The following is a 22,348-nucleotide window of genomic DNA, read 5'->3' as shown; positions in this document are numbered from 1 at the left end:
CCTCACTAAGTTGAGGGATATGGATGACAACGGTGTACCGGCCAAGGGGCCGCTCAACGCTTTGGTAGCGCGTGGACTCACCAAGACGTATGGGAAGGGTGACGCGCGGGTCACTGCCGTCGATCACGTGGACCTGACGATCCCCGCCGGCAGGTTGACCGCGGTGATGGGCCCGTCTGGCTCCGGAAAAACCACGCTGGTACACCTGCTCGCCGGACTGGACCGCCCCGACAGTGGCGAGGTCTGGGTGGGCGACGACGAGATCACCGCACTCAAAGACAAGCAGCTCGCCAAGGTGCGTGGGCGCATCGTTGGGTTCGTGTTCCAGGGCTTCAACCTGCTGCAAACCATGACCGCGCGTGACAACATCCTGCTGCCACTGCGCCTCAACGGAATCGAGCGCGACGACGAGTGGATGAATTCACTGGTCGACATGCTCGGAATCGGCCGCGAGCTGGACCGCAAGCCATTCGAAATGTCCGGCGGTCAGCAACAACGCGTCGCGATTGCCCGCGCCCTCATCACCCGTCCGCAAATAGTTCTCGCAGACGAGCCCACCGGCAACCTGGACACGCACGCGAGCGCCGAGATTCTCGCTCACCTACGCCAGAGCTGTCGCGAACTGGGCCAATCCGTGGTGATGGTCACGCATGACCCCACCGCGGCATCGTACGCAGGAACGGTCTTGCTGTTCGCCAACGGCCGCGTGGACGGGCATATCACCGACCCGACGCCCGAGGCGGTCCTCGCCGGGCTCGATGCGCTTTCCGGAGGACAACGATGAAGTGGGCCGCGGGAATCACACTCGGCATCGCCGCGGCGCTCGCAAGTTGGATGACTGGAGCGGTGTGGGTGTCGCCGGAAACGGCATCGGATCCGCGCATTCCATCCGTTTTCGAGATCTTCTTTTTAGGCTTCTACCTGGTGCCGCTGTTCCTCGTCGCCGGACTAGTCGCGCTGCTGTTCCTGCGGCTCGACCTTGCAGGCAGGCGCCACGAGATCGCCACGCGAATGGCGCTAGGCGAGCAGCGCTCGACGATGTTGCGCGGTGCGGTGCGTAGTGGGCTGAGGCTAGGACTGATCGTTGCCGGCGCGGGTGTGATCGTGGGCGCGATCCTCGCACAGTTCACCTTCTTCGAGGCCGCGGGAGTACGCGACGGTGAGTTCTCCGTGCGCGCCTTGTTGGGCCGCCTCTTTGTCGTTGCGCTCGCCGTGGGTACCGCGACCCTGGTTAATCTCGTTGCGATCGAGGCCGTAACGCGCGGGACTCCCGACGACGTCGACAACTCCGCCCACGAGGTTTCCTCCGTGGCCAGGACGCGCTCGCCACGCTTCGTCGCGATTCGCCTCACGTGGTGGATTGCCTACGCGCTTGGTATGGCCGTAGCTGTCGTCAACCGGTTTGTCCCGCTGGACGCGTGGTCCGTGAAGAACCTAGGTGACCCCGGTTGGCTCATGGTGGTGAAGAACATCGCTCTGACAATCGCCTTCTTCGGAACACTGTGGGTGGTTTACGCCATCACGAGGTGGCTTGCGGTGCACGCCGTCGAGCGCGTGGCCGCCCTGCTTGCCCGCGGAGATGTGGCGGGAGGGCGCTCGCTCGCCGCGGACGGGCTGGGACGCCCGTCCGATACCCGCGTGCGCATTGTCAGCCTCTCCGCGGTCATCGCGCTGCTCGTGGCGGCGTCACTAGCTGCCTTGGGCCACTCGCAAGCAATCGAGGCTGCCGCGCGCGAGGCCAACCCCAACAGCTTCCTGTTCTCCGTCTCAGTACTGGACGACGCCGCACAGCCTCCTGGGTTCGAGGCGACGCCACTCGACGCAGAAGCGCTCGGCAAACTCGTCGCAGACCCACGCGTCGCAGTCGTCCCAGTCTCCCTGCTGTACGAGGACTCCTTTGACTACACCAACATTGACCCGGACGGGCTCGAGGATGGCACGGCGCAACACTTCTCCCTCGCTGTGGACCTCGCCACCGACAATGCCATCACGCCCGATGCCTTGCGGGAGTTGGGCCTTACTGGCGGGGTGCTTCTCAACGGCGATCAGTCCTCGATCTACGCCGACAATTTCGATGGCAGCGATCCCACTGGAGTGTCGGACATAGTCGTCGACAGCATCGCGACCCCGGCCTACCGCATCTCCACTCCGCTGACATTCAACGCATCTGACCGCGCCTGGGCGACGGGAACCTGGGGCGCGGCACCTGTGAGCGGCGCCATGCTCTATCTCGCCGACGGCGACCTGGAGCAGTCCAGCGCCGCGGATATTGCGCGCGAGTACTTTCCAGAAGGCACCGCATGGACCTACGAGCCGGGGATCACCGGCTGGGCGAGCATCTACGGCGGCATCAGCGTGGCCATGGTCGCGATTGGCCTCGGGATCGCGGTGGTCATGATCGTCAGTGCTACGGCCACCTCCGTGCGGCTGCGCCGCCGCGACCTCGCCACCTTCGCCGCCCTGGGCGCTACTCCCAAGGTTCTCCGAGCGGCCCCGGTGTGGGAGGCATCTGCCCTCGCGGCATCGTCCTATGTGGCCGGCGCGCTGGTCGGCATCGTGACGTCGGTCGTCAGCACCAACGTCTTCCTGCTCAAGCCAGGTGCGCCGTCGCAATCCAGCGAGATCCTGTGGCATGCCGCTCAGGACCTGGGCGCGGTGCCGTGGGCATGGGTGCTCGTAGCGGGCGTCGCAACAGTCGCGGCCGCGGCGATCGCCGCCGCAGTGTTCGGCGCGTCAATGGCCGGCAAATCCCCTGTCGAGGAACTCCGCACTGCAGACAAGGAAGGCGTTCGATGATCTGGCAACTGGCGCGCGAGCAGCTGCGCTCTCAGAAGCGATACACGGCCTGGACAGGGGCACTACTCACTCTGGCGATCGCGCTCGCCTCGTATGCGGCAATCACCACCACCACTCAGATCGACAATGAGTTGCACGCCCAACGCGTTGCCGGCGGCGACGACGAGTTCCAGGGCTACGTCACCTCGTGGGTGGGATCCCAGGACCCCCAGGAAAATGCCGGGCTCGAAGAGGCACCTGTGGAGCAGGTCGACGGCGAGATCGCCCACGCCATCGCGGCGGGCTCCGACCTGCAAGCTAGGCGCGATACCAATGTGTATCTGACGCCCCCGGACCTTACCGCTAACTATGACTCCTCAGCGGACGTCGAGACTGTGTACCGGTCCCCCATGACCGCCATCACCGGTGACTACGACTGGGATTCGGTGTTGCTCGATGGCGAGCCACCCGTGGCCGGCGAAGTCGCCATCAGCACCCGGATCGCAGGCTTATTGGGGGTCGGAATCGGCGACATTGTTCCGGCATATCCGCTTGATTACGACGCAGACGGCATGCCCACTAAGTTGGCAAAGATTGCGGACTACAAAGTTTCCGGCCTGACTCGCAGCCCCGCAATAGACCGCAACTACGACGTATGGCTTCCCGAGGCCTACGCGTCTTGGCCTGACTCGGTCACGCTTGCCGCCGCGTCCCCCTCCGACACCTCCCAGCGCGGTGCCCCCGTGAGCACCACCGCGTCGTGGAACGATGACGCGGGTGTGGCGCTCTCCGCGTTCACATATGTCGATAGCTACTACTATGCCTCCGCGGGGCACTCCAATAGCGCCGGTATCAGCGTCGCCCTGTCCGTTGCACTTCTCGTCGGCTTGGTGGCGATGGCGTTTGCGGTTGGCCGTAGCCAGGCACAGTCACGCACTACGTGGGCGGCGACCGCCCGCGCCATGGGCGCCCGAAGGTCCTCAATCGTCCTCGCGACACTGATGGAGACCCTGCTGGTGGGTGCCGTCTCCTCAGCGTTCGGCATCGTACTGGGGTGGCTCGCAGTGAATGCTGACCTGGCGCTCATCCGTGCCTCCAACCACGGAGTGTTCCTGCCCGGATCCGCAGTCGTCGTGTGGTGGGTCGTCGCAGTCCTTCTCACCACCGGCCTACTCTTCGCCACGATTGTGGGGGCGGTGCCCGCCTTCTGGGCGGCGCGAGTCTCGCCGGTGGCAGCCCTCAAACCTGTCACCCCACTTGCCGACGCTGAGATGTCGCGCAAGGTGTCGGCGCGCGGCATCGTTGTCCTCTGGGCTCTCGCCCTTGTGGGGCTGTGGTTCGCGAGCTTCCACAGCGAGTATGACGAGGGCGGCCAGACCCTCACCGTGCTCCTTACCATCGCATCCGTGGTCTTGAGCTACGTCGTCGCGCTGGAGGCCCTACGCACACTCATGCCGTTGCTCGGGCGCCGGCTAGGACAATCCAGCGCGCCGTGGGGGATCAGCGCCGGTGACGCCCTGGTAGCCAACCCACGCCAGTCGGCCATTCCCGCCTTCATCATGTCGATGGTCACTTTTGGGGCCATTGCCATCAACACCTCGTACTTCCTCGCCCTGTGGATGGAGGAACAGTTCACGGCGCTCAGCGCCACCGGGGTGGTGTCTTCCGTCAGCCCCGGCGCAGTGATCTCCCTCACCTTTGCGGCAGCGGCCGTGGCGACGCTCATCGCAGTCGCTATCTTCGCGTCTAGCTCCCGCGCTCACCACGCTGAGGATGCCACCCGCGCGGCGCTTGGCCTCACGGCGGACGATGCGCGCAAGGCCAGGGCCCTGCACTTTAGTCTCCCGCTCGTGACGGGGGCCGCACTGGGAGCCATCGCCGGCGCGGCTCTCGCGCTCGCACTCGCCTTCCGTCAGGGCGATATGAAGGGATTCGCCGAGGAGTTTAACTGGCCGCTAGCCGCAGTTCCCTCGACGCTGCCACCCAATTTGCTCCTCGCACTCGTGGTGGTGGCGGCGATTGCGGGCGGTGCCGGCATTGTCGCAGCCATGACCTCTCGCCGCACGCCGGTAGGCGTCCTGAAGCTGTAGTGGGAGCCACTGGCGGAGCGCGGGAACCCTCCCCTACACTGACGCTGAGAAAAGCCACGCCTACCAGGCGCACGTGCATCGGACGCAGATAAGGAATCCCTCGTGAGCAACTACGCCGGAGACATCACGCCGCAGGAGGCGTGGGACATCCTCACATCGAACCCCGACTCACGCCTCGTGGACGTGCGCACCGATGCCGAGTGGCGCTTTGTAGGCGTGCCGGATACGTCCTCCACCGGTACCGAGCCGCTGTTCGTCGAGTGGGTCAGCTACCCGGACGGCGAGCGGAACTACCAGTTCGTGGCGCAGCTCAAGGAGCAGGGCATCGAGCCCGGCACCGACGCGCCCATCATCTTCCTGTGCCGCTCGGGCCAGCGCTCCATCGGTGCGGCCGTCGCCGCAACCGACGCCGGCATCGGCCCGTCGTACAACATCCTCGAGGGCTTCGAAGGCGCGACCAACGACGAGGGCCACCGCGGCTGGCAGGGCTGGCGCAAGGCCGGTCTGCCCTGGCGCCAGGGCTAAGTACTCCCTCAACTACGTCCGCACCCTAAATCGGGGGTGGCCGTAGTGCCGTGTGAGTGACCTCGTTCACCCAGCACTGATCTAGGGTGCGGACGTTGCCAGGGTTCGGTGGAGAGTGCCGTCGCGCCACCTATCGCTGAGGCGGTGTAATCCAGGCGCGCGCCTGGGCCCGTGCACTCTCCACGGCGGCACGGCGTGCCCGGAGTGCGTCGGCGTCGGTCACGTCGTGCGTTGAGGTCTCAGCATCGATGGTCGACGTGAGTCCCTGGAGCGCCTGCAGTCCCTGGACTGTAGAAGCAGTGCCGGCCTCTGACGGGGCACTGTCGCCGAGCTCGTGAAGCTCGCGGTCGAGGTCGAGGATGCGCGGCCGCGCGGCCTGCCAGAGCGACTGGGCCTCGGCGGCAGTGGGCTTGGACAGCACCTGCGGGATCAACGAGTCTTCGACCCAGGAAAGCTCGGACTTGGCCTTGTGGAGGCGATCCATCCAGGCCTTGCGCGCCGAGCTACGGCGCGTCAGCACGATGATAACGATGAGCAGGATGACGGCGATGAGCACCCAGGGCCACCAAGTAACGGAGGAGCCGTCGGCGTCGGCGTCCGATGTGGGGCTGGGCTCGGGGCTGGGCTCCGCCGTCACGGTCTGCGCGGGCTCCGGATCCTCGGTCACGGTGGGCTGAGGCTCAGGGTCGTTGGTGACGGTCTCGGTGGGAACCGGAACCGCACTTTCGGTGGGCCTCGACGGGATGCTGATACTCGGCAGGCTCGACGGGTCAATGTTGTCGATGATGCCGCAGCCGGAGATGCCCGTCATCAGTGCGGCCCCGAGAGCCAGCGTCGCGATTGAACGAGTGGACTTTTTCACGGGGCTCCCCTTGGTGGACCGACTGACGCGATTTTCTGCTGACTTCGACCCTAACCGAGTGCGAGAGCACCGCCGGTGACATTCGCGGCAGAGTCACCCATGTAACGATTAGGTCACTGCGGTTGCATTGTTGGCGACAAGAACTTATTGTCGTAAACACAACGAAGCGTCGAAGCGCTTCGACATCGACATGACAACGAGGTCACTGTGGCAACTATCGCAGACGTAGCGCACGAGGCGGGTGTTTCAATCAGCACCGTCTCGTATGCGCTCAGTGGTAAACGCTCGATCTCCCCGTCCACCCGCGACAAGGTTGAGGCCGCGGCCTCCAAACTTGGCTATCGCCCCCACGCCTCTGCCCGAATGCTCGCTGCTAATCGCTCCAACATCATCGCCGTCACCGCGCCGCTGCACGCCGACACTGACCACAGCGCGCACATGCAGTTCGCGATGGAGGTCACCCAGTGCGCCCGCGAACACGACTATGACACGCTGCTCCTCGTCCACAACGACGCCCTCGAGGGCATGCAACGCTCAGCTGCCACCTCGCTCGCGGACGGCATCATCGTGTTGGACGTCGACGCCCACGACGACCGCGCGGCACTCGCGCGCACCCTCAAGTGTCCGATTGTCTTCATTGGAATCCCCGAGGACACCACTGGCTTAGTGTGTGTCGACCTCGACTTCGAGGCCGCGGCGGAGATGGCCATCGACCGACTGGTCGCCGCAGGCCGCAATAACATCGGCCTCATCTCGCACCATCAAGAGACGCTCGAGCGAGAATCCAACTTCCCCCTCCGCTTCCTCCATGGATTCCGCAAGCACGCAGCCGACTCAGGCGTAGCCTCTGCCATCGCGTACCCCACCGAGCACCGCGCCCACGAGGCGATCGCAGCGCTGCTGAAGGAACTTCCCGACCTGGATGGCCTGGTGCTTAACACGTCTGCAGATGTCGCCGCGTCCGTCACCGCTGCCCTTGCTGAACTCGGCAAGTCCGTGCCAGTCGACGTCTCCGCGATTGCAGCCGGCGTGACCTTCTCCACTCACCGCTTCCCCCTGGCTCTCGACACGATCCCTCTCGACGCACATGCATCGTGCTCAGTGGCCGTGGACATGCTGGTCGAGATGGTGGAAGACGGCCTCAAGCCCCCCGCGACTACCCTTATCGCCCCCACCTATATCAACTTCGGATCGGTCACATCCTCGACCGCATCCGTCATCCCCCAGGTCAACTAATGACAATAACTAGCTGACTGACTCACGGTCGTTGTCGAAGCGCTTCGATGATTTCGACAACGACGGCAGTATCCACGGCGCACCGTCACCCCGAGACGTCGCCACTACAAGGAGGTAGAAAATGATGAAGTCCCGCACCTGGGCATTCGCTGCGTTTGCCGCAGCCGGAGCTCTCACACTGGCGGCCTGCTCGTCCGATGACGGCGGCAGCGCCACCCCATCCGGAAGCGCCGGCGGCGACGCCGACTACAGCGGACAGACCCTCAACGTAATGCACTACGAAGGCGCTGACTCCGCCATGGGCATTGCATGGAACAAGGCGATTGAGATTTTCGAGGAGGAGACGGGCGCGACCGTCAACCTCGAAGAGACTGCTTTCGAAGACCTGCGCACGTCCGCAGAGCAGCTCTTCGACTCGTCCGACGCACCTGACGTCTCCGAGTACAACAAGGGCAACGCGACCGCTGGGCAGCTCGCTTCAATCGGCGTAATCCAGAACCTCGACGATGCGTACGAGCAGTACGGATGGGGCGACAAGCTCGCCGACTCCGTCGCCACCACCGCCAATTACTCCGATGACGGAGTCATGGGCTCGGGTAGCTACTACGGAGTTCCGAACTACGGCGAGTTCGTCTTCCTCTACTACAACCAGGACATGTTCGACGAGGCCGGCATCGCCGTTCCGACGAGCGTTGAAGAGATCGAAGCAGCGGCACAGCAGTTTGCTGATGCTGGAATCACCCCATTTGCGGAGTCGGCACAGGAGTACCCCTTGGGCCAGCTCTGGTACCAGCTCACGCTGAGCCAGGCCGACCGCTCGTTCGTCGACGCCTACCAGCTCTACACCGAGCCGGTCGATTGGCAGGGTGAGCCCATCTCCTATGGCACCACCACCCTCAGCGACTGGATCGACAAGGGCTACATTTCCAAGGACGTCACCGGTATGACCGCGGAGGACGCGGGCCTTGACTTCATCGCCGGCAAGAACCCCATGTTCTACTCAGGGTCCTGGTGGTACGGCCGCTTCCTTGACGACATCAGTGATTTCAACCTCGGCATCACCAACTGGCCCGCCACGGAACTGACGCCGGGATCCGGCGGCAACATGTGGGTCGTTCCCGTCGAGTCCAAGCAGCCCGAGCTCGCGAAGATGTTCATCGACATCACCATGCGCCCCGAGATCCAGAACCTGCTGGGCGAGTCCGGCGGCCTTCCCGTCGCAGCCAACACCGACGAGATCACCGACGAGGACGCCAAGGCGCTCATCGAGCTCTTCGACGAGGTCAACGACCGCGACGGCCTAGCCTTTTACCCCGACTGGCCCACGCCTAGCTTCTACGGCGACCTCAACGGCGTTCTCCAGGGCCTGGTGAACGGCGACTTCACCCCGGAGCAAGCACAGACCGAGCTCGAGGGCTACTACGAGGACTACGTAGCGGACCTCCGCTAGTCCCACGACTCACCACGGTGGGGCCGGGTTGCCAAGACCCGGCCCCACCAGAGACGGACTGACATGACAACGACGGCGACTGACAAGCCTGAGGCCAAAGAGCCCAAGCGTCGGCAAAAGGGAGCGGCGGAGCCGGCTCGCATTCCGCAGCGTGACGGCGGAAAGTGGGGCTACTGGCTCTACTTCATTCCCGGTATTGCACTGGTGGGGCTCATCATCTTCTACCCCATCGTGCGCAACCTAAGGCTCAGTTTCTTTCACTGGCGCGGTGGCCGCGCGGAGGAGACCTTCGCGGGCCTCGACAACTGGATAGCACTGTTCCAGGACGACGAGTTCATTCGCTCGTTCGTCAACATCATCCTGGTCGTCATCGCGATGGTAATCATCCCGACGCTTGTGGGCCTCGTCATTGCAGCGGCCCTGTTCGACGTGGTCGGCAGACGGTTCGGCGGTGGCCTCTCGAGCTTCCTACGAGCCACCTACTACCTGCCACAGATCCTGCCGATCGCAGTAGCGGGTGTCCTCTTTGGGTGGTTGCTCAAACCCAACAGTGAGGGCGTGCTCAACCAGTTCCTCAGCGCTATCACCGGCAGTGACGTCACCGTCAACTGGCTGGGCGGATCATACGGAACCGCGATGGGGTCCGTCATGGTGCTCATGATCTGGATTCAGATCGGCTACCCCATCGTGATTTTTATGGCGGCTCTGCAGCGCGTTGACCCGGAGCTGTACGAGGCATCGGAGCTCGACGGCGCCAACTGGTATCAGCGCTTCCGCGCCATCACCCTGCCGATGATCCGCCCAGAGGTATTTGTGGTCTCGCTGACCACCACCATCGCGGCACTCAAAGTGTTCGCACCGGTGTTCATCCTCACGCAGGGAGGACCCAACAAATCCACCTACGTACCGTCCTTCTACGCGTACAACGAGTTCATCAACGGCACCGACAAGGGCTACGCGGCGACTATCGCATCGGCGGTCTTCATCGTGGTCACCATCGTGGCGATCGTGTTCCTGCGCGTCCAAACCCGCTCCGAGAAGAAGGATGCGTGACATGACTACTTCAGCCGGATCCGCCGCGCTCCCCGCGCCAGCGTCCACTCCCTACAAGTCTTACAAGGCAAAGCAACGTCCCACCAGGGAAAAGACCAAGAAGCGCCCCAAGACACCGATGGAGTGGATACTCCTCGCCATCGTGGTCCTGGGCGCCCTGATCATTGTCTTCCCCATCGTGCTGCTGCTCATCAACGCATTCAAGTCCCCCGCGGACTACGCCACGTCCGGACCGCTCGACCTGCCACAGGCGCTGAGCTTTGAGGGCATCAGGACATTCTGGGCGGAGAACAACTTCCCTCGCGCACTATGGAACTCGATCTTCATTTCCAGCGTGGTGGCTGTACTCGCCGTCATCCTGTCGGTGTTCAACTCGTTCGCCATCGGCATCGGCCGCGTCAAGGGCCGTAGCTGGATCGTCCTGATCTTCCTGATGGCCAACCTGGTCCCGCAGGAGATGCTGTTCGACCCGCTCTTCAAGCTGTACGACGACCTCGGTCTGCTGTCCAACCCCTGGTCAGTGATCATCACGTTCGTGGTCATCCAGTCCGCCTTCGGCACGTACCTGCTGTCGAGTCTGCTGGGGACCTTCCCTAAGGAAATCCTCGAGGCCGCAGCGGTCGATGGCGCGACTCGCTGGCGCTCGCTCAGGTCAGTGATCGTTCCAGTGATCAAGCCCACGCTGTCAGTCCTCATGGTGTTCTTCTTCATCTGGACGTGGAACGAGTTCCTGTTGCCGCTGGCGTTCCTGAACACTTCGGATTCGCTGACCGTGCCGCTGCTCCTTGAGCAACTCAACGGCGAGCGTCAGACCGACACCACCACGCTGATCGCCGGAACGCTAATCAGCATCATTCCCACCATCATCTTCTTCCTCATCTTCCAGCGCACGCTGACCCGAGGAATCACGGCAGGAGCAGTGAAGTAAATGAAGTTCACCGACGGTTACTGGCACCTACGACCAGGAGTCACCGCCACCTACGCGCAAGAGGCGTTCGACGTCGCCGACGCGGACGGTTCGCTCGTGGTGCACGCGCCGGGACGCCAGATCCTGCAACGCGGCAATGTTCTCAACCAGCCAATGCTCACTGTCACCCTGAGCGCCCCCCTCGAAGGTGTGGTGCGGGTACGCATCGAGCATCACAAGGGCGCCCACCGCTCCCCCGGCTTCGCGATCAACGAGACCGAGGGCGCAGCGAGCGTTTCCGTGGACGATGCAGGGGGCAGCCTCGTCACCGGCTCGCTCACCGCTCGCATCACCAAGGGCGCGCCGTGGGACCTGAGCTTCTCACACGACGGCCGCCGCCTCACGGGCAGTGGACACAAGTCCGTGGGGCACATCGCCCTCGCCGCCGATGCTCCGGTGGCCGCGGAACCGGCGGGTGTCGCGGGCTACACGGTGGACGGCCTGGCCCCGTCCAACACCTACGTTCACGAGCAACTCGACCTGGACGTGGGCGAGCTCGTCTACGGCCTGGGCGAGCGCTTCGGGGCGTTCGTCAAGAATGGGCAGACGGTCGACATCTGGAATGCAGACGGCGGCACTAGCTCTGAGCAGTCGTACAAGAACGTCCCGTTCTATCTCTCCTCCCGTGGCTACGGGGTCTTCGTCAACCAGCCCGAGCACGTGTCATTCGAGGTGGGAACCGAGATGGTGGAGCGTGTCCAGTTCTCTACCGCCGGCGAGGCGCTCGAGTACTTCATCATTGATGGCCCCACGCCACGAGATGTGATCGACCGCTACACCAAGCTCACCGGCCGCCCACCCATGTTGCCCGCGTGGTCCTACGGCCTGTGGCTGTCCACGTCCTTCACCACAGACTACGACGAGGAGACTGTCAACTCATTCGTGGACGGCATGCGCGAGCGCGACATCCCGCTGAGCGCCTTCCACTACGACTGCTTCTGGATGCGCGAATTCAACTGGACCGACCTGGTCTGGGACGAGCGCACCTTCCCAGACCCGGAGGGGATGCTGCAGCGCATGCACGACGAGAAGGACCTGCACGTCTGCGTGTGGATCAATCCGTACATCGCACAGCGCTCGGTGCTGTTCGATGAGGCGATGGAGGCGGGCTACCTACTCAAGCGTGCCGACGGCACCGTGTGGCAGTGGGATTGGTGGCAGGCGGGCATGGCGCTCGTCGATTTCACCAACCCGGACGCGACCGCGTGGTTCCAGGAGAAGCTGCGCGGCCTGCTGCGTCAGGGTGTCGATGCACTCAAGACCGACTTTGGCGAGCGCATTCCCACCGACGTGGTGTGGCACAGCGGCGCAAGCCCCGCAGCGATGCACAACCTCTACACACAGCTCTACAACCAGGCCGTGTGGGACGTGCTCGTCGAGGAGCGAGGTGTAGGAGAGGCTGTGCTGTTCTCCCGCTCGGCCACGGCCGGCGGCCAGACCATGCCCGTACATTGGGGCGGGGATAACTCCTCGTCGTACGTGTCGATGGCGGAAACCCTGCGCGGCGGACTCTCCCTAGCATCGTCCGGCTTTGGCTACTGGAGCCATGACATTGGTGGCTTTGAGGGCCTGCCAGACGCTGGTGTCTTCAAGCGCTGGGTGGCCTTTGGCCTGCTGTCCTCGCACTCGCGACTGCACGGCTCCACCTCCTACCGGGTCCCGTGGGCGTTCGACGATGAGGCGGTGGACGTCACGCGTCAGTTCGCTCAACTCAAGAACTCTCTCATGCCGTATCTCTACACGGCAGGAGCCGATGCCGCGACAAGTGGCGTCTCCGTGGCCCGTCCGATGTTCATGGAGTTCCCCGACGACCCCGCCGTGGGCTACCTAGACCGTCAGTACATGTTGGGCAACGACATCCTTGTCGCGCCTGTCATGACCGCCGACGGCACGGTGGACTTCTACTTGCCCACCGGCGTGTGGACGCACCTGCTGACCGGCGAACTCGTGGGCGGTGGGCGCTGGGTGCGAGAGACCCACGGCTTCGACTCGCTGCCGGTCTACGTGCGCCAAGGCGCCATCATTGCTCGCGGCGGTCGCGTGGACCGTCCCGACTACGACTTCCTCGACGGGCTGACGCTCGACGTCTATTCCGGTGGTGAGGCCGTGGATAAGGACCTCGAGGTGGTGACGGCTGATGGCCGTCGCGTCACGTACCGTGTGCGCGGTACTGGCGAAGGCATCACCGCCAGGTCCTCCGATGCAGGGGAGGTTTCGGTCCGCGTCGTTACCTAGTCGTACTCGCGACCGAACGCAGCGATCGCTGCACACACGACGGCCCGACCCTCCTCTCTGGGGTCGGGCCGTCGCTATGCCAGCAGCGAAGGATTAACCCGTCGCTCACCTCGCGTTCATCCGACGTTTGCCCTGCGTCGTTAGGTTCGGCCGCACGGCCTATGCCTGGCAGTACCGACAAAGGGGTAACTAATGCGTGGTTCAAAAGCGGCTCTCGCCGCTGTCATGACGTTGACGATCGGAGCCGCGTCCGTCGCGGTGGGCACTCCCGCCCTGGCTGTTGACGACGGTGGCTCCGTGGTTGACGTCGTCATCACCGAGGTGGAGTCGAAGGCACCCGACGGCCCAGATTGGGTCGAGCTCTACAACCCCACCCGCGACACCATTGCGCTGGACGGGCTGATCTTCAAGGATGACGACGACACCCACTCCTGGACCGTTCCAGCGGGCACGAGCCTGGCGGCCGGCTCCTACATCGCATTCGAAAAGTCGGACGATGCAGCGGTTGGCTTTGACTTTGGCCTGGGCGGTGCCGACTCGGCACGATTGTTCGCCGAGGACGGCGAGACGCTGATTGACAGCTTCACCTGGGAATCTGAGGCAGACACCACCTGGGGTCGTTGCCCCGCGCCGGACAGTGACTTTGAGGTCACCGCCGAGGCCACTCAGGGGGCCGCCAACTCGTGCGTTGCCGACGAGCCGACACCCACTCCGATCACCGCGGCCGACGTCATCGCGATCAGCGAGATCGAGTCCAGCTCTGACGACACCGCGGACTTCATCGAGCTCTACAACACGGGCGAGACCTCCGTCAGCATCGCGGGCTTGGTCCTCAGCGATGACGATGACTCCCACGCCTACGTGATTCCCGAGGACACGGACCTTGCCGCCGGCGCGTACGTCGCGTTCCTCAATGACGACACCGACAGCAGTCTTGGCTTTGGCCTAGGAGGCTCGGACAGCGCTCGGCTCTTCGACACCGATGGCACCACGCTGATTGACAGCTTTGCCTGGGACGGCCACGCAGAGACCACGTGGGGCCGCTGCCCTGTTCCCGCAATCGACAAGGACTTTGTCCTCACCGCATCGGCCACCCCGGGAGTGGCAAACCACTGCACCGTTACCGATACCGAGCCGGGCACTGGCGGCATCATCGTGATTAACGAGGTCGAGTCCAATGGTGACGACACTGACTGGGTCGAGGTCATGAACATCGGCGACACGGCAGCAGACATCTCCGGATTCGTCATGATGGACAACAAGGATCGCGACGCGTACGCGCTGCCCCAAGGCAGCTCGGTTGCACCCGGAGCCGTCTTTGTCATCGATCAGAAGACCACGACCGCCGATGGCTTCGAATTCGGCCTGGGCGACCCCGACGAGGTGCGCCTGTTCGCCGCCGACGGCACCACCCCCGTCGCGAACTTCGCCTACGACAGCCACGCCGCCGTCACCTGGGCGCGCTGCCCCAACGGCACCGGAGACTTCGTCGACTCGAGCGTCTCCACCAAGGGCGAGCTCAACGACTGCTCCACCCCCGTCCGCATCAACGAGATCGAGTCCAGCGACGCTAATGACGGTGCCGACTGGATCGAGCTGATCAACATCAGCGACGCCCCCGTGGACATCACGGGCCTCGTGCTGAGCGACAACAAGGACGACGACGTCTTCTCCATCCCTGCGACCCCGGTGCTCGCCGCGGGCGCCATCGTGGTGTTCGAGCGGACCGACGACCCGGCCACGGGCTTCGGCTACGGCCTGGGCGGTGGCGACAACGTGCGCCTGTTCGAGGCCGACGGCGTCACGCTGATCGACTCCTATGAATGGACCGAGCACGCGACGACCACGTTCGGCCGATGCCCCGACGGCACCGGCGAGTTCGTCACCACCGCGCAGCCCACCCCCGGCGCGGCCAACATCTGCGCGGGCATCGTGAACGCGCAGGCCTGGCCCGGCGGCGCCGACGTGTCGACCGTTGACGCGATGGACACCTACGCCGGCGACATGAGCGGTATCGACTACGACTCCTCCGCCGCAGTCCTGTGGGCGGTCCAGAACGGCGACGGTCTGCTCTACCGGATCGTTCAGGACGGCTCAGGTAACTGGGTCCCCGACGCCACCGATGGTTGGGCCGACGGCAAGACGCTGCGCTACCCAGGCGGCACCGGTACGGTCGACGCCGAGGGCGTGACGGTCACCGACGCCGGTGCTTCTGAGGGTGTCTACGTCTCCTCCGAACGCAACAACGACTCGAGCAGCACCAGCCGTCCCTCCGTCCTGAAGTACGACGTGAGTGGCACCGGAACTGAACTCACGGCATCGGCCGAATGGAACCTGGCCGCGGACTTCCCCAGCATCGGCGCGAACGCGGGCATGGAGGGCATTACCTACATCCCCGACTCGTGGCTCACCGCGCGGGGCTTCCTCGACCAGAACACGTCCTCCGCGTACTCCCCCGCGGACTACGCGGGCCACGGCAACGGCCTGTTCTTTGTGAGCATCGAGGGCACCGCGGGTGTCTACGCCTACGCGCTCATGGATGGCGGCGCGTTCGAGCGCGTGGCCGAGTTGGACCTGTCCTCGCTGAGCTTCAACAACGTGGCGGACGTGCAGTTCGACGCGTACCGCGACCTGCTCTGGGTGGTGTGTGACGACGCCTGCGACGGGCGCATCGCGACGTTTGACCTCTCCGACGCGGGAGACAACGTCGGCGTATTCACCGCATCGGCGCTCTATGAGCGTCCCGCGGGCATGGCCAACGTCGCGAACGAGGGCTTCGCTATCGCAGATGCGGCGACCTGCACCGACGGTTCCGTCGCTACGTTCTACGTGGACGATGCGAACACCGACGGATTCTCGATCCGCACCGGCACATTGGGCTGCACGGACGACGGTGATTCCAATCCCGGCACCACGGATCCGGGCACCACCGAGCCCGGGACGACCGACCCCGTGACGCCGGACCCGAGCGCCCCTGACGCGACCGAGGGGGAGGGTGACTCCGCACAGTGCACGGTGACAGCTCCCGGTGACGCAACCGCGGGTGAGAGCATTGCCATCACCGTGGATCCAGCCTGTGCTGGCGACTCTGTGATTGTGGTGATGTACTCCGAGCCCACGGTCATCGGCACCTTCGCGGTGGGCGCCGATGGCGTGATCTCCTTCACGATCCCAGTGGATCTACCTGCCGGGACGCACACCATCGAGGTGCAGAGTGCAGACGGCACGGCGCTGGGTTCCACGACCATTCAACTCGCGGCGCCGGCCGCGGCGGGCGACACCATCACCGCGCCGGCTAGCGAACTTTCCCAGACGGGTGCACCCCTTGACGGGACCATCCTCTTGGTAGTCCTGCTGCTGCTCTCAGGTGGCGCACTCGTGGTCGCTCGTCGTAGGGCCACCGTCCGCTGAAACGAGTGCGTGGGCAGGTGCCGTGGCTAACAGCCGTGGCACTTGCCCACGCCGCTACGCTTGAGCCATGACGAACCAGGACAACTCGCACTCGTACGGACCCGACACGCTCGCGCTGCACACGGGCATCCACCGCTCCGAGGCCAACGAGATGTCCGAGGGGCTCTTCCTGACGCAGGGCTACGCGTACGAGTCGGCGGAGCAGGCCGCCGCCGCCTTCGCGGGGGACATCGACGTCTACATGTATTCGCGTTACGCCAACCCCACAGTGACCGCCTTCCAGGAGCGCCTGGCAGCAATCGAGGGCGCTGAGGCCTGCTTCGGCACCGCCACGGGCATGGCAGCGGTGTTCGTGTCGCTGGCGTCGATCCTCAAGCAAGGCGACCGCCTCGTGGCCGGCCGCGCGTTGTTCGGCTCCAGCATCCAGGTGTTCACCAACTACTTCGAAAACTGGGGCATTACAGTCGACTACGTCGATGCCCACGACAACGACGACTGGGCGCGAGCGCTCTCCACACCAGCCAAGGTGGTGTTCGTCGAGTCGCCGTCCAACCCCATGCAGGACGTGGTCGACATCCCGGCCGTCGCCAAACTGTCAAAGGCAGCCGGCGCGCTCTTCGTGGTCGACAACGTCTTCGCGACGGCAATCGGGCAGAAGCCGCTTGAGCTCGGCGCCGATGCCGTGGTCTACTCCGCGACCAAGCACATTGACGGTCAGGGTCGAGTCATGGGCGGGGCGATCCTTGGCTCCGCCGAATACATCAATGGCCCGGTCAAGCAGATGGTGCGTCAGATGGGCGCGACGATGTCGCCCTTCAACGCCTGGGTCTTGCTGAAGTCCCTGGAAACTCTGAGCGTGCGCGTGAGGGCGCAGAGTTCATCGGCCGCTGATCTTGCCGCCTGGCTGGATGCCCACCCCAAGGTGGCCCTCGCGCGCTACCCGCTGCTGCCGTCACACCCGCAGTACGAGTTGGCCAAGAGCCAGATGACACTGGGCGGGACGCTCGTGACGATCGACGTGGCGCTGCCCCAGGGCACGGACCCGGCGGGCCCCGCGGCGCGCGCGGCCGCGTTCCGCTTCATGAATGCGCTCGACCTGTTCGAAGTGTCGAACAACCTAGGCGACGCGAAGTCGATCTCAACGCACCCCGCGACCACGACTCACAACAAGATGACACCCGAGGCGCGCGCCGCCGTGGGCATGTCGGAGGCGACGGTGCGCCTCAGCATCGGGCTCGAAGAACTTGAGGACCTGCGCGCCGACCTCGAGCGCGCACTCGCGACGATCTAGCGAAGGGGCTCATCGTGGCCAAGTTCAGCCTCGGACGACGGCGTGCCTCGCGTCGCACCGAGGCCGAGCACGCCAGAAAGCCCGCACCCGTGGCCGAGTACGCACCGCTCACTTCCGAGATGCCGATTCAGACTGCGGGACCGCGCAGGAGCGCGATGCCCCTGTCCATCGCCCTGCTTAATAGGCAGTCCATCGGAGGTGCGGCCGCCATCCTGCTCAGCGCACTGTTCTTCATCCTGGTGCTCCCCGCGATTGGCGACTACGTCAAGGGCGAAGATCTGACGGTAGGCGTCCCGCTCGCGGTTGGTGAGAACCTGCAGGTCACTCCACCTCCCGGGTGGGTGCTGAGCGACTCGGAGGACGGCGACTTCACCGCCCTCACCAATAGCGGCGCGCAGCTCATCATCACGTCTGCGACCCCGGCCGCTGAGTCCGTCGCCACGCGGACTCAGACACTCGCGGATGCGCTCGCCGATAACCCCGACAATTCCTGGGTCGTCACGCCTCCCTCTACTTTCACCACGACGGCAGGCGACTCGGGCGCGACGGTGACCGCCCAGTCCAAAGACGCCGCCACGCAGGTGTGGGTGGTCTCTAACGGCGACCTTCAGACCACCTTGGTCTTGACCTCCCCGCTTTCGGTGTGGGACGGCATCTCCGACAGCGCCAACGCCATCGCCGCCTCGGTGAAGTTCACCCCGGAGCAACTGCCGTGAGCCGCCGGACCACCTTCGATCGCATTGCGTCCGGCAAGCGCGGCTCGGCGGCCGCGACGCCCACCTCCCCAGAACCTGCACCGGCGCTACGTCATTCACCGCGCACGCGGTCGTTTGTCGATACCCACTCCCTGGTGTTCTGGGTCTTCATGATTCTGTCCGCGTATGGGTTGATTCAGGTCACTCCCCTATTGCTACGGGGCATGCAGACCTACCCGGCGGCAGGCATGCTCGCGGTGATCCTGTGGAGCCTCTACGCCCTGGCCTTCGTGTTTGTGGTCTACAAACTTGAACTGTTTGAGCGCCGGTCCCCTGTCACTATCCTTGGTGCCTTGATGTGGGGCTCCCTGGTCTGTGCGGGCATTGGTGTGGTCGCCGCCCCCGCCATGCACGGAATCGCAGCCTCGTGGCTTGGCGAAGACTCACCGTGGATCGCGGCGGTGTCCGCGCCACTCGTCGAGGAGCCGTTAAAGATGCTTGGCGTGGTGGCTCTCGCGCTGATTCCTGGCGCCCGGGTTCGTAGTGCTGCCGACGGGCTGTTCTACGGCGCGATCATTGGGCTCGGGTTCATGGTCGTGGAGAGCTACCTGTACACGATGCAGGCTGCCGTGGCATCGGGCGGGAACTTTGACACCGTCTTCCAGCTGGTGATCCTGCGCGGGGTGGTCTCCGGGCTGTGGAGCCACGCCACCCTGACCGCGATCGCCGGCGCGGGGGTGGGCTACTTCTTTAATTCCACGCGCGGTCCTGGGGTGCGCTGGGGAGTAATGCTGGGTGGACTCGGAGTGGCGATGCTGCTGCACGCGTTCTTCGACTCGCCCGTCCTCGACACCAACGTCTACGCGGCGACCTTCGCCAAGGGCATTCCCGTGTTTGTCATGCTGCTCGTGGTACTGCGCGTGGTCCACAAGCGCGAGCGATCCATCCTCGCTCACCTGGCTCGCGATACTGTGCCCGACCATCTGGTGAGCCCGCTCGACTTCGCGCTGTTGTCCAACCGCACCATCCGCACCCACGTGCGCACCTCTGCCCGCCGGAGCCTCGGGCTGTCGGGCGCGCTTGCCATGCGGCAGCTTCAACAGAGCCAGCTCGCGCTACTGAGTGCGGCGCATGAGGACGGAATGGATTCCGAACGCGCGGACGAGGCGACGGAGCACGTCCTCGCCGCGCAGGCGGCGCTCGCCCAATTACGGGCCGATGCCGCGGGCCAACCGGCCACCTCCTCACCTCGCTAGAGATTGCGGCCTGGACTACTCGACAGTTGATCTACGCGCTCAAACATCCTCGCGAGCGGACCAGTTGACCCTCTAGCTAACCCCGATATCCCGAGAAGCCGCGCAGTCGGAGCGAGTTGGCGACCACGAACAAGCTCGACCCGCCCATGGCGGCTGCCGCAATCATGGGATTAAGAATGCCGAACGCAGCTAGCGGGATCGCGGCCACGTTGTAAGCGAACGCCCAGAACAGGTTGCCCCGGATGGTGCCGAGCGTGCGCCGCGACAGGGCGATCGCATCGGCGGCCGCGCGCAGGTCGCCCGAGACGATGGTCAGGTCCGATGCTTCGCGCGCCACGTCCGTGCCGGTGCCGACCGCGATGCCGAGGTCCGCCTGGGCGAGGGCAGGGGCGTCGTTGATTCCGTCGCCCACCATCGCCACGCGCTTGCCGTCCGTTTGGAGCCTCTTGATGACGTCGGACTTGTCGCCGGGAAGAACCTCCGCGATCACCTCACTGATGCCCACCTGGGCGGCGACCGCGCGGGCAGCACGCTCGTTGTCACCAGTGAGCAGGACCACGTCGAGACCCAGTTCGCGGAACGCGGCAATCGCGTCCTTCGAGGTTGCCTTGACGGTGTCGCTTACGGAAATCATCGCCTCGGCGACCGCAGCGCCTGCCGGCGCCTCAGCATCGGCCGATGCCGTGGTTTGGTCGTTCGAATCCGCGGGCTTGGGTGCTGCGCGCCCGGCGAAGATTGCGGTGCGGCCCTCGGCCTCGGCCTGGGACGCGAGCTCCTCGAGGTAGTCCGGAACGCTGGCGAACAGTCGGCGCGAGCCCACGTAGACCAGCGCATTGGAGCCATCCGGGGCCGCGCTCTGCACCGTGGCGACAACCCCCTTGCCGGCGACATTGCTGAAACCTTTGACCCTCAGACGGTTGCCACGGGAGTCCGCGACCGCCTGGGCGATGGGGTGCGAGGCGCGGTCCTCGACGGACGCGATGGCGTCGAGCAGAGAACTTGCCGAATCCCCCTCGAGGCCCGGGGTCTCGGTGTCGACGACGGACATCTTGCCCTCGGTCACGGTGCCGGTCTTGTCGAGCACGATGGTACTGACGGAGCGCGTGTCCTCGAGAGCTTCTGGCCCGCGAACCAGAACACCCAACTGGGCGCCACGGCCGGTCCCGACCATGATGGCGAGCGGAGTGGCCAGCCCCAGGGCGCAGGGGCAGCTGATGATCATGACGGCAACGGCGGCGGTGAAGGCCGCGTTGACATCTCCCGTGATGGAGATCCACAGGATGAGGGTCACGAGGGCGATCCCCAGGACCACCGGGACAAAGATGCGCGAGATACGGTCCGCGAGGCGCTGCACGCGTGCCCGGCCGTTCTGCGCCTGATCCACCATCTGGGCGATCTGGGACAGCATGGTCTCGCTGCCCACCTTGGTCGCCTCGATGGTGAGCGCGCCGTCGGTCGCGACCGTGCCGCCCACCACCTCGCCGCCCACCTCGACGCGTACGGGGACGGACTCGCCGGTGACGAGGCTCGCGTCCACGGAGGCACCTCCGTCAACCACGGTGCCGTCAGTTGCGATGGTCTCGCCGGGGCGCGTCACGAAGCGCATGCCCACCTCGAGCTCCTCGCGGGAGATCTCCGTGCCGTCCTCGAGCCGCGCGGTCGCGGATTGGCGTGAGCTGAGCGCGCGGATGGCGTCGCCCGCGCGGGCGGTTGAGCGAGTCTCGAGCCACTTGCCCAGCAGGATCAGGGAGATGATGACCCCGGCCGTCTCGTAGTAGACGTGGCCGTTCTGGAAGGCAGTGACGCCCAGCGCACCTCCGAACAACACAACGGTCGACCACAGCCAGGCGGCGCCGGTGCCCATGGTCACGAGCGTGTCCATGTTGGTGGCGCCGTGACGCGCGCTCTTGAGCGCACTGCGGTGGAACGGCCAGGCGGCGTAGAACACGACCGGGGTAGCGAGCGCGAAGGCGAGCCACTCCCAGCCGTCGAACTGCCATGCCGGAATCATCGAGATCAGGAGCAGAGGCACGCTGAAGAGAAGCGCGAAGATGAAGCGGCGCTTGTAGTCAGCGATGCGCGAGGCGTCGGCGTTCATGTGGGCGGCGTGCTCGTCGCCCATGTCCATACCATTCTCACCGTGGTTCATGTCACCGTGATTCATGCCGTCGTGGTCCACGTCACCGCTACCGCCATCAACCGCGGACTTCGAGCGCTGAGGCGTGAGCACCTGGTACCCGAGTCCCTCGATGGTGGTGCGCATCGCGGCCTCGAGTTCTGCGCGGTCCATGGTGCCGTCAGTCTGGACGGTGGCGCGGCGGGTCGCGTAGTTCACGGTTGCGTCTGTGGTGCCGGGAAGCTTGGCGAGCCCGCCCTGGATGGACGAGGCGCAGCTTGCACACGTCATGCCGTCGATCGCGAGGTTGATAGCGACACTCGGCTGTTCAGTGCTGGGCGTAGTCGGGGTACTCATGAGTGCTCTCCGTGCGTAGGTGCGTGAGT

General features: G+C 64.9%; 15 protein-coding genes. 13 read left to right on the top strand and 2 right to left on the bottom strand.

The features are described 5' to 3' along the window. Positions 1-19 precede the first annotated feature (19 nt). The 4 genes from AOP77_RS06260 (at position 20) to AOP77_RS06245 (ending at position 5,390) form a co-directional block, all read left to right on the top strand. Positions 20-784, top strand: a complete 765-nt coding sequence (locus AOP77_RS06260) for an ABC transporter ATP-binding protein (RefSeq protein ID WP_062210768.1) — start codon at positions 20-22, stop codon at positions 782-784. Continuing rightward, positions 781-2,796 (top strand): FtsX-like permease family protein, encoded by a 2,016-nt coding sequence (locus tag AOP77_RS06255; RefSeq protein WP_062210765.1) that lies wholly within the window; start codon positions 781-783, stop codon positions 2,794-2,796. The genes AOP77_RS06260 and AOP77_RS06255 overlap by 4 nt, the downstream gene beginning before the upstream one ends. After that, positions 2,793-4,865: an FtsX-like permease family protein gene (locus tag AOP77_RS06250; RefSeq protein ID WP_062210762.1), complete on the top strand. Its 2,073-nt coding sequence runs from the start codon at positions 2,793-2,795 to the stop codon at positions 4,863-4,865. The genes AOP77_RS06255 and AOP77_RS06250 overlap by 4 nt, the downstream gene beginning before the upstream one ends. A gap of 102 nt (positions 4,866-4,967) precedes the next feature. Beyond that, complete coding sequence (locus tag AOP77_RS06245; RefSeq protein WP_062210759.1) at positions 4,968-5,390, top strand: rhodanese-like domain-containing protein; 423 nt, start codon at positions 4,968-4,970, stop codon at positions 5,388-5,390. Positions 5,391-5,520: 130 nt separating this feature from the next. On the opposite strand, the gene AOP77_RS06240 is transcribed toward AOP77_RS06245, so the two are convergent. Beyond that, positions 5,521-6,252 (bottom strand): hypothetical protein, encoded by a 732-nt coding sequence (locus AOP77_RS06240; protein WP_062210757.1) that lies wholly within the window; start codon positions 6,250-6,252, stop codon positions 5,521-5,523. 207 nt (positions 6,253-6,459) lie between these two features. Here AOP77_RS06240 and AOP77_RS06235 point away from each other — a divergent pair, with 207 nt between their 5' ends. From AOP77_RS06235 to AOP77_RS06195, 9 genes are all read left to right on the top strand, one after another. After that, positions 6,460-7,488, top strand: a complete 1,029-nt coding sequence (locus tag AOP77_RS06235; RefSeq protein WP_062210748.1) for a LacI family DNA-binding transcriptional regulator — start codon at positions 6,460-6,462, stop codon at positions 7,486-7,488. A 121-nt stretch (positions 7,489-7,609) separates the two neighbouring features. After that, positions 7,610-8,938: an ABC transporter substrate-binding protein gene (locus AOP77_RS06230; RefSeq protein WP_062210745.1), complete on the top strand. Its 1,329-nt coding sequence runs from the start codon at positions 7,610-7,612 to the stop codon at positions 8,936-8,938. 63 nt (positions 8,939-9,001) lie between these two features. Next, entirely contained in the window at positions 9,002-9,991 is a 990-nt protein-coding gene (locus tag AOP77_RS06225) for a carbohydrate ABC transporter permease (RefSeq protein WP_062210740.1), read from the top strand. Between the two features lies 1 nt (position 9,992). After that, a complete protein-coding gene (locus AOP77_RS06220; RefSeq protein ID WP_084622361.1) occupies positions 9,993-10,919 on the top strand; it encodes a carbohydrate ABC transporter permease in 927 nt (308 codons plus the stop codon). Continuing rightward, positions 10,920-13,193, top strand: a complete 2,274-nt coding sequence (yicI, locus tag AOP77_RS06215) for an alpha-xylosidase (protein WP_084622360.1) — start codon at positions 10,920-10,922, stop codon at positions 13,191-13,193. A gap of 192 nt (positions 13,194-13,385) precedes the next feature. After that, the gene (locus tag AOP77_RS06210; RefSeq protein ID WP_084622359.1) at positions 13,386-16,604 is read left to right on the top strand and encodes a lamin tail domain-containing protein; all 3,219 of its coding nucleotides are present in this window, start codon (positions 13,386-13,388) and stop codon (positions 16,602-16,604) included. Between the two features lie 67 nt (positions 16,605-16,671). Beyond that, positions 16,672-17,895, top strand: coding sequence for an O-succinylhomoserine sulfhydrylase (gene metZ / locus AOP77_RS06205; RefSeq protein ID WP_062210732.1), 1,224 nt, complete (start codon positions 16,672-16,674; stop codon positions 17,893-17,895). 14 nt (positions 17,896-17,909) lie between these two features. After that, positions 17,910-18,611 (top strand): hypothetical protein, encoded by a 702-nt coding sequence (locus AOP77_RS06200; RefSeq protein ID WP_062210729.1) that lies wholly within the window; start codon positions 17,910-17,912, stop codon positions 18,609-18,611. Continuing rightward, positions 18,608-19,846: a PrsW family intramembrane metalloprotease gene (locus tag AOP77_RS06195; RefSeq protein WP_062210726.1), complete on the top strand. Its 1,239-nt coding sequence runs from the start codon at positions 18,608-18,610 to the stop codon at positions 19,844-19,846. The genes AOP77_RS06200 and AOP77_RS06195 overlap by 4 nt, the downstream gene beginning before the upstream one ends. 76 nt (positions 19,847-19,922) lie before the next feature. Here the strand turns inward: AOP77_RS06195 and AOP77_RS06190 are convergent, their stop codons facing one another. Beyond that, on the bottom strand, positions 19,923-22,319 hold the full coding sequence (locus AOP77_RS06190) for a heavy metal translocating P-type ATPase (RefSeq protein ID WP_062210723.1): 2,397 nt from the start codon (positions 22,317-22,319) through the stop codon (positions 19,923-19,925). Positions 22,320-22,348: the final 29 nt, after the last annotated feature.

It is taken from the genome of Demequina oxidasica, from assembly GCF_000975115.1.
GTDB classification, from domain to species: Bacteria; Actinomycetota; Actinomycetes; order Actinomycetales; family Demequinaceae; genus Demequina; species Demequina oxidasica.
This window is presented reverse-complemented; position numbering and strand designations above follow the sequence as displayed.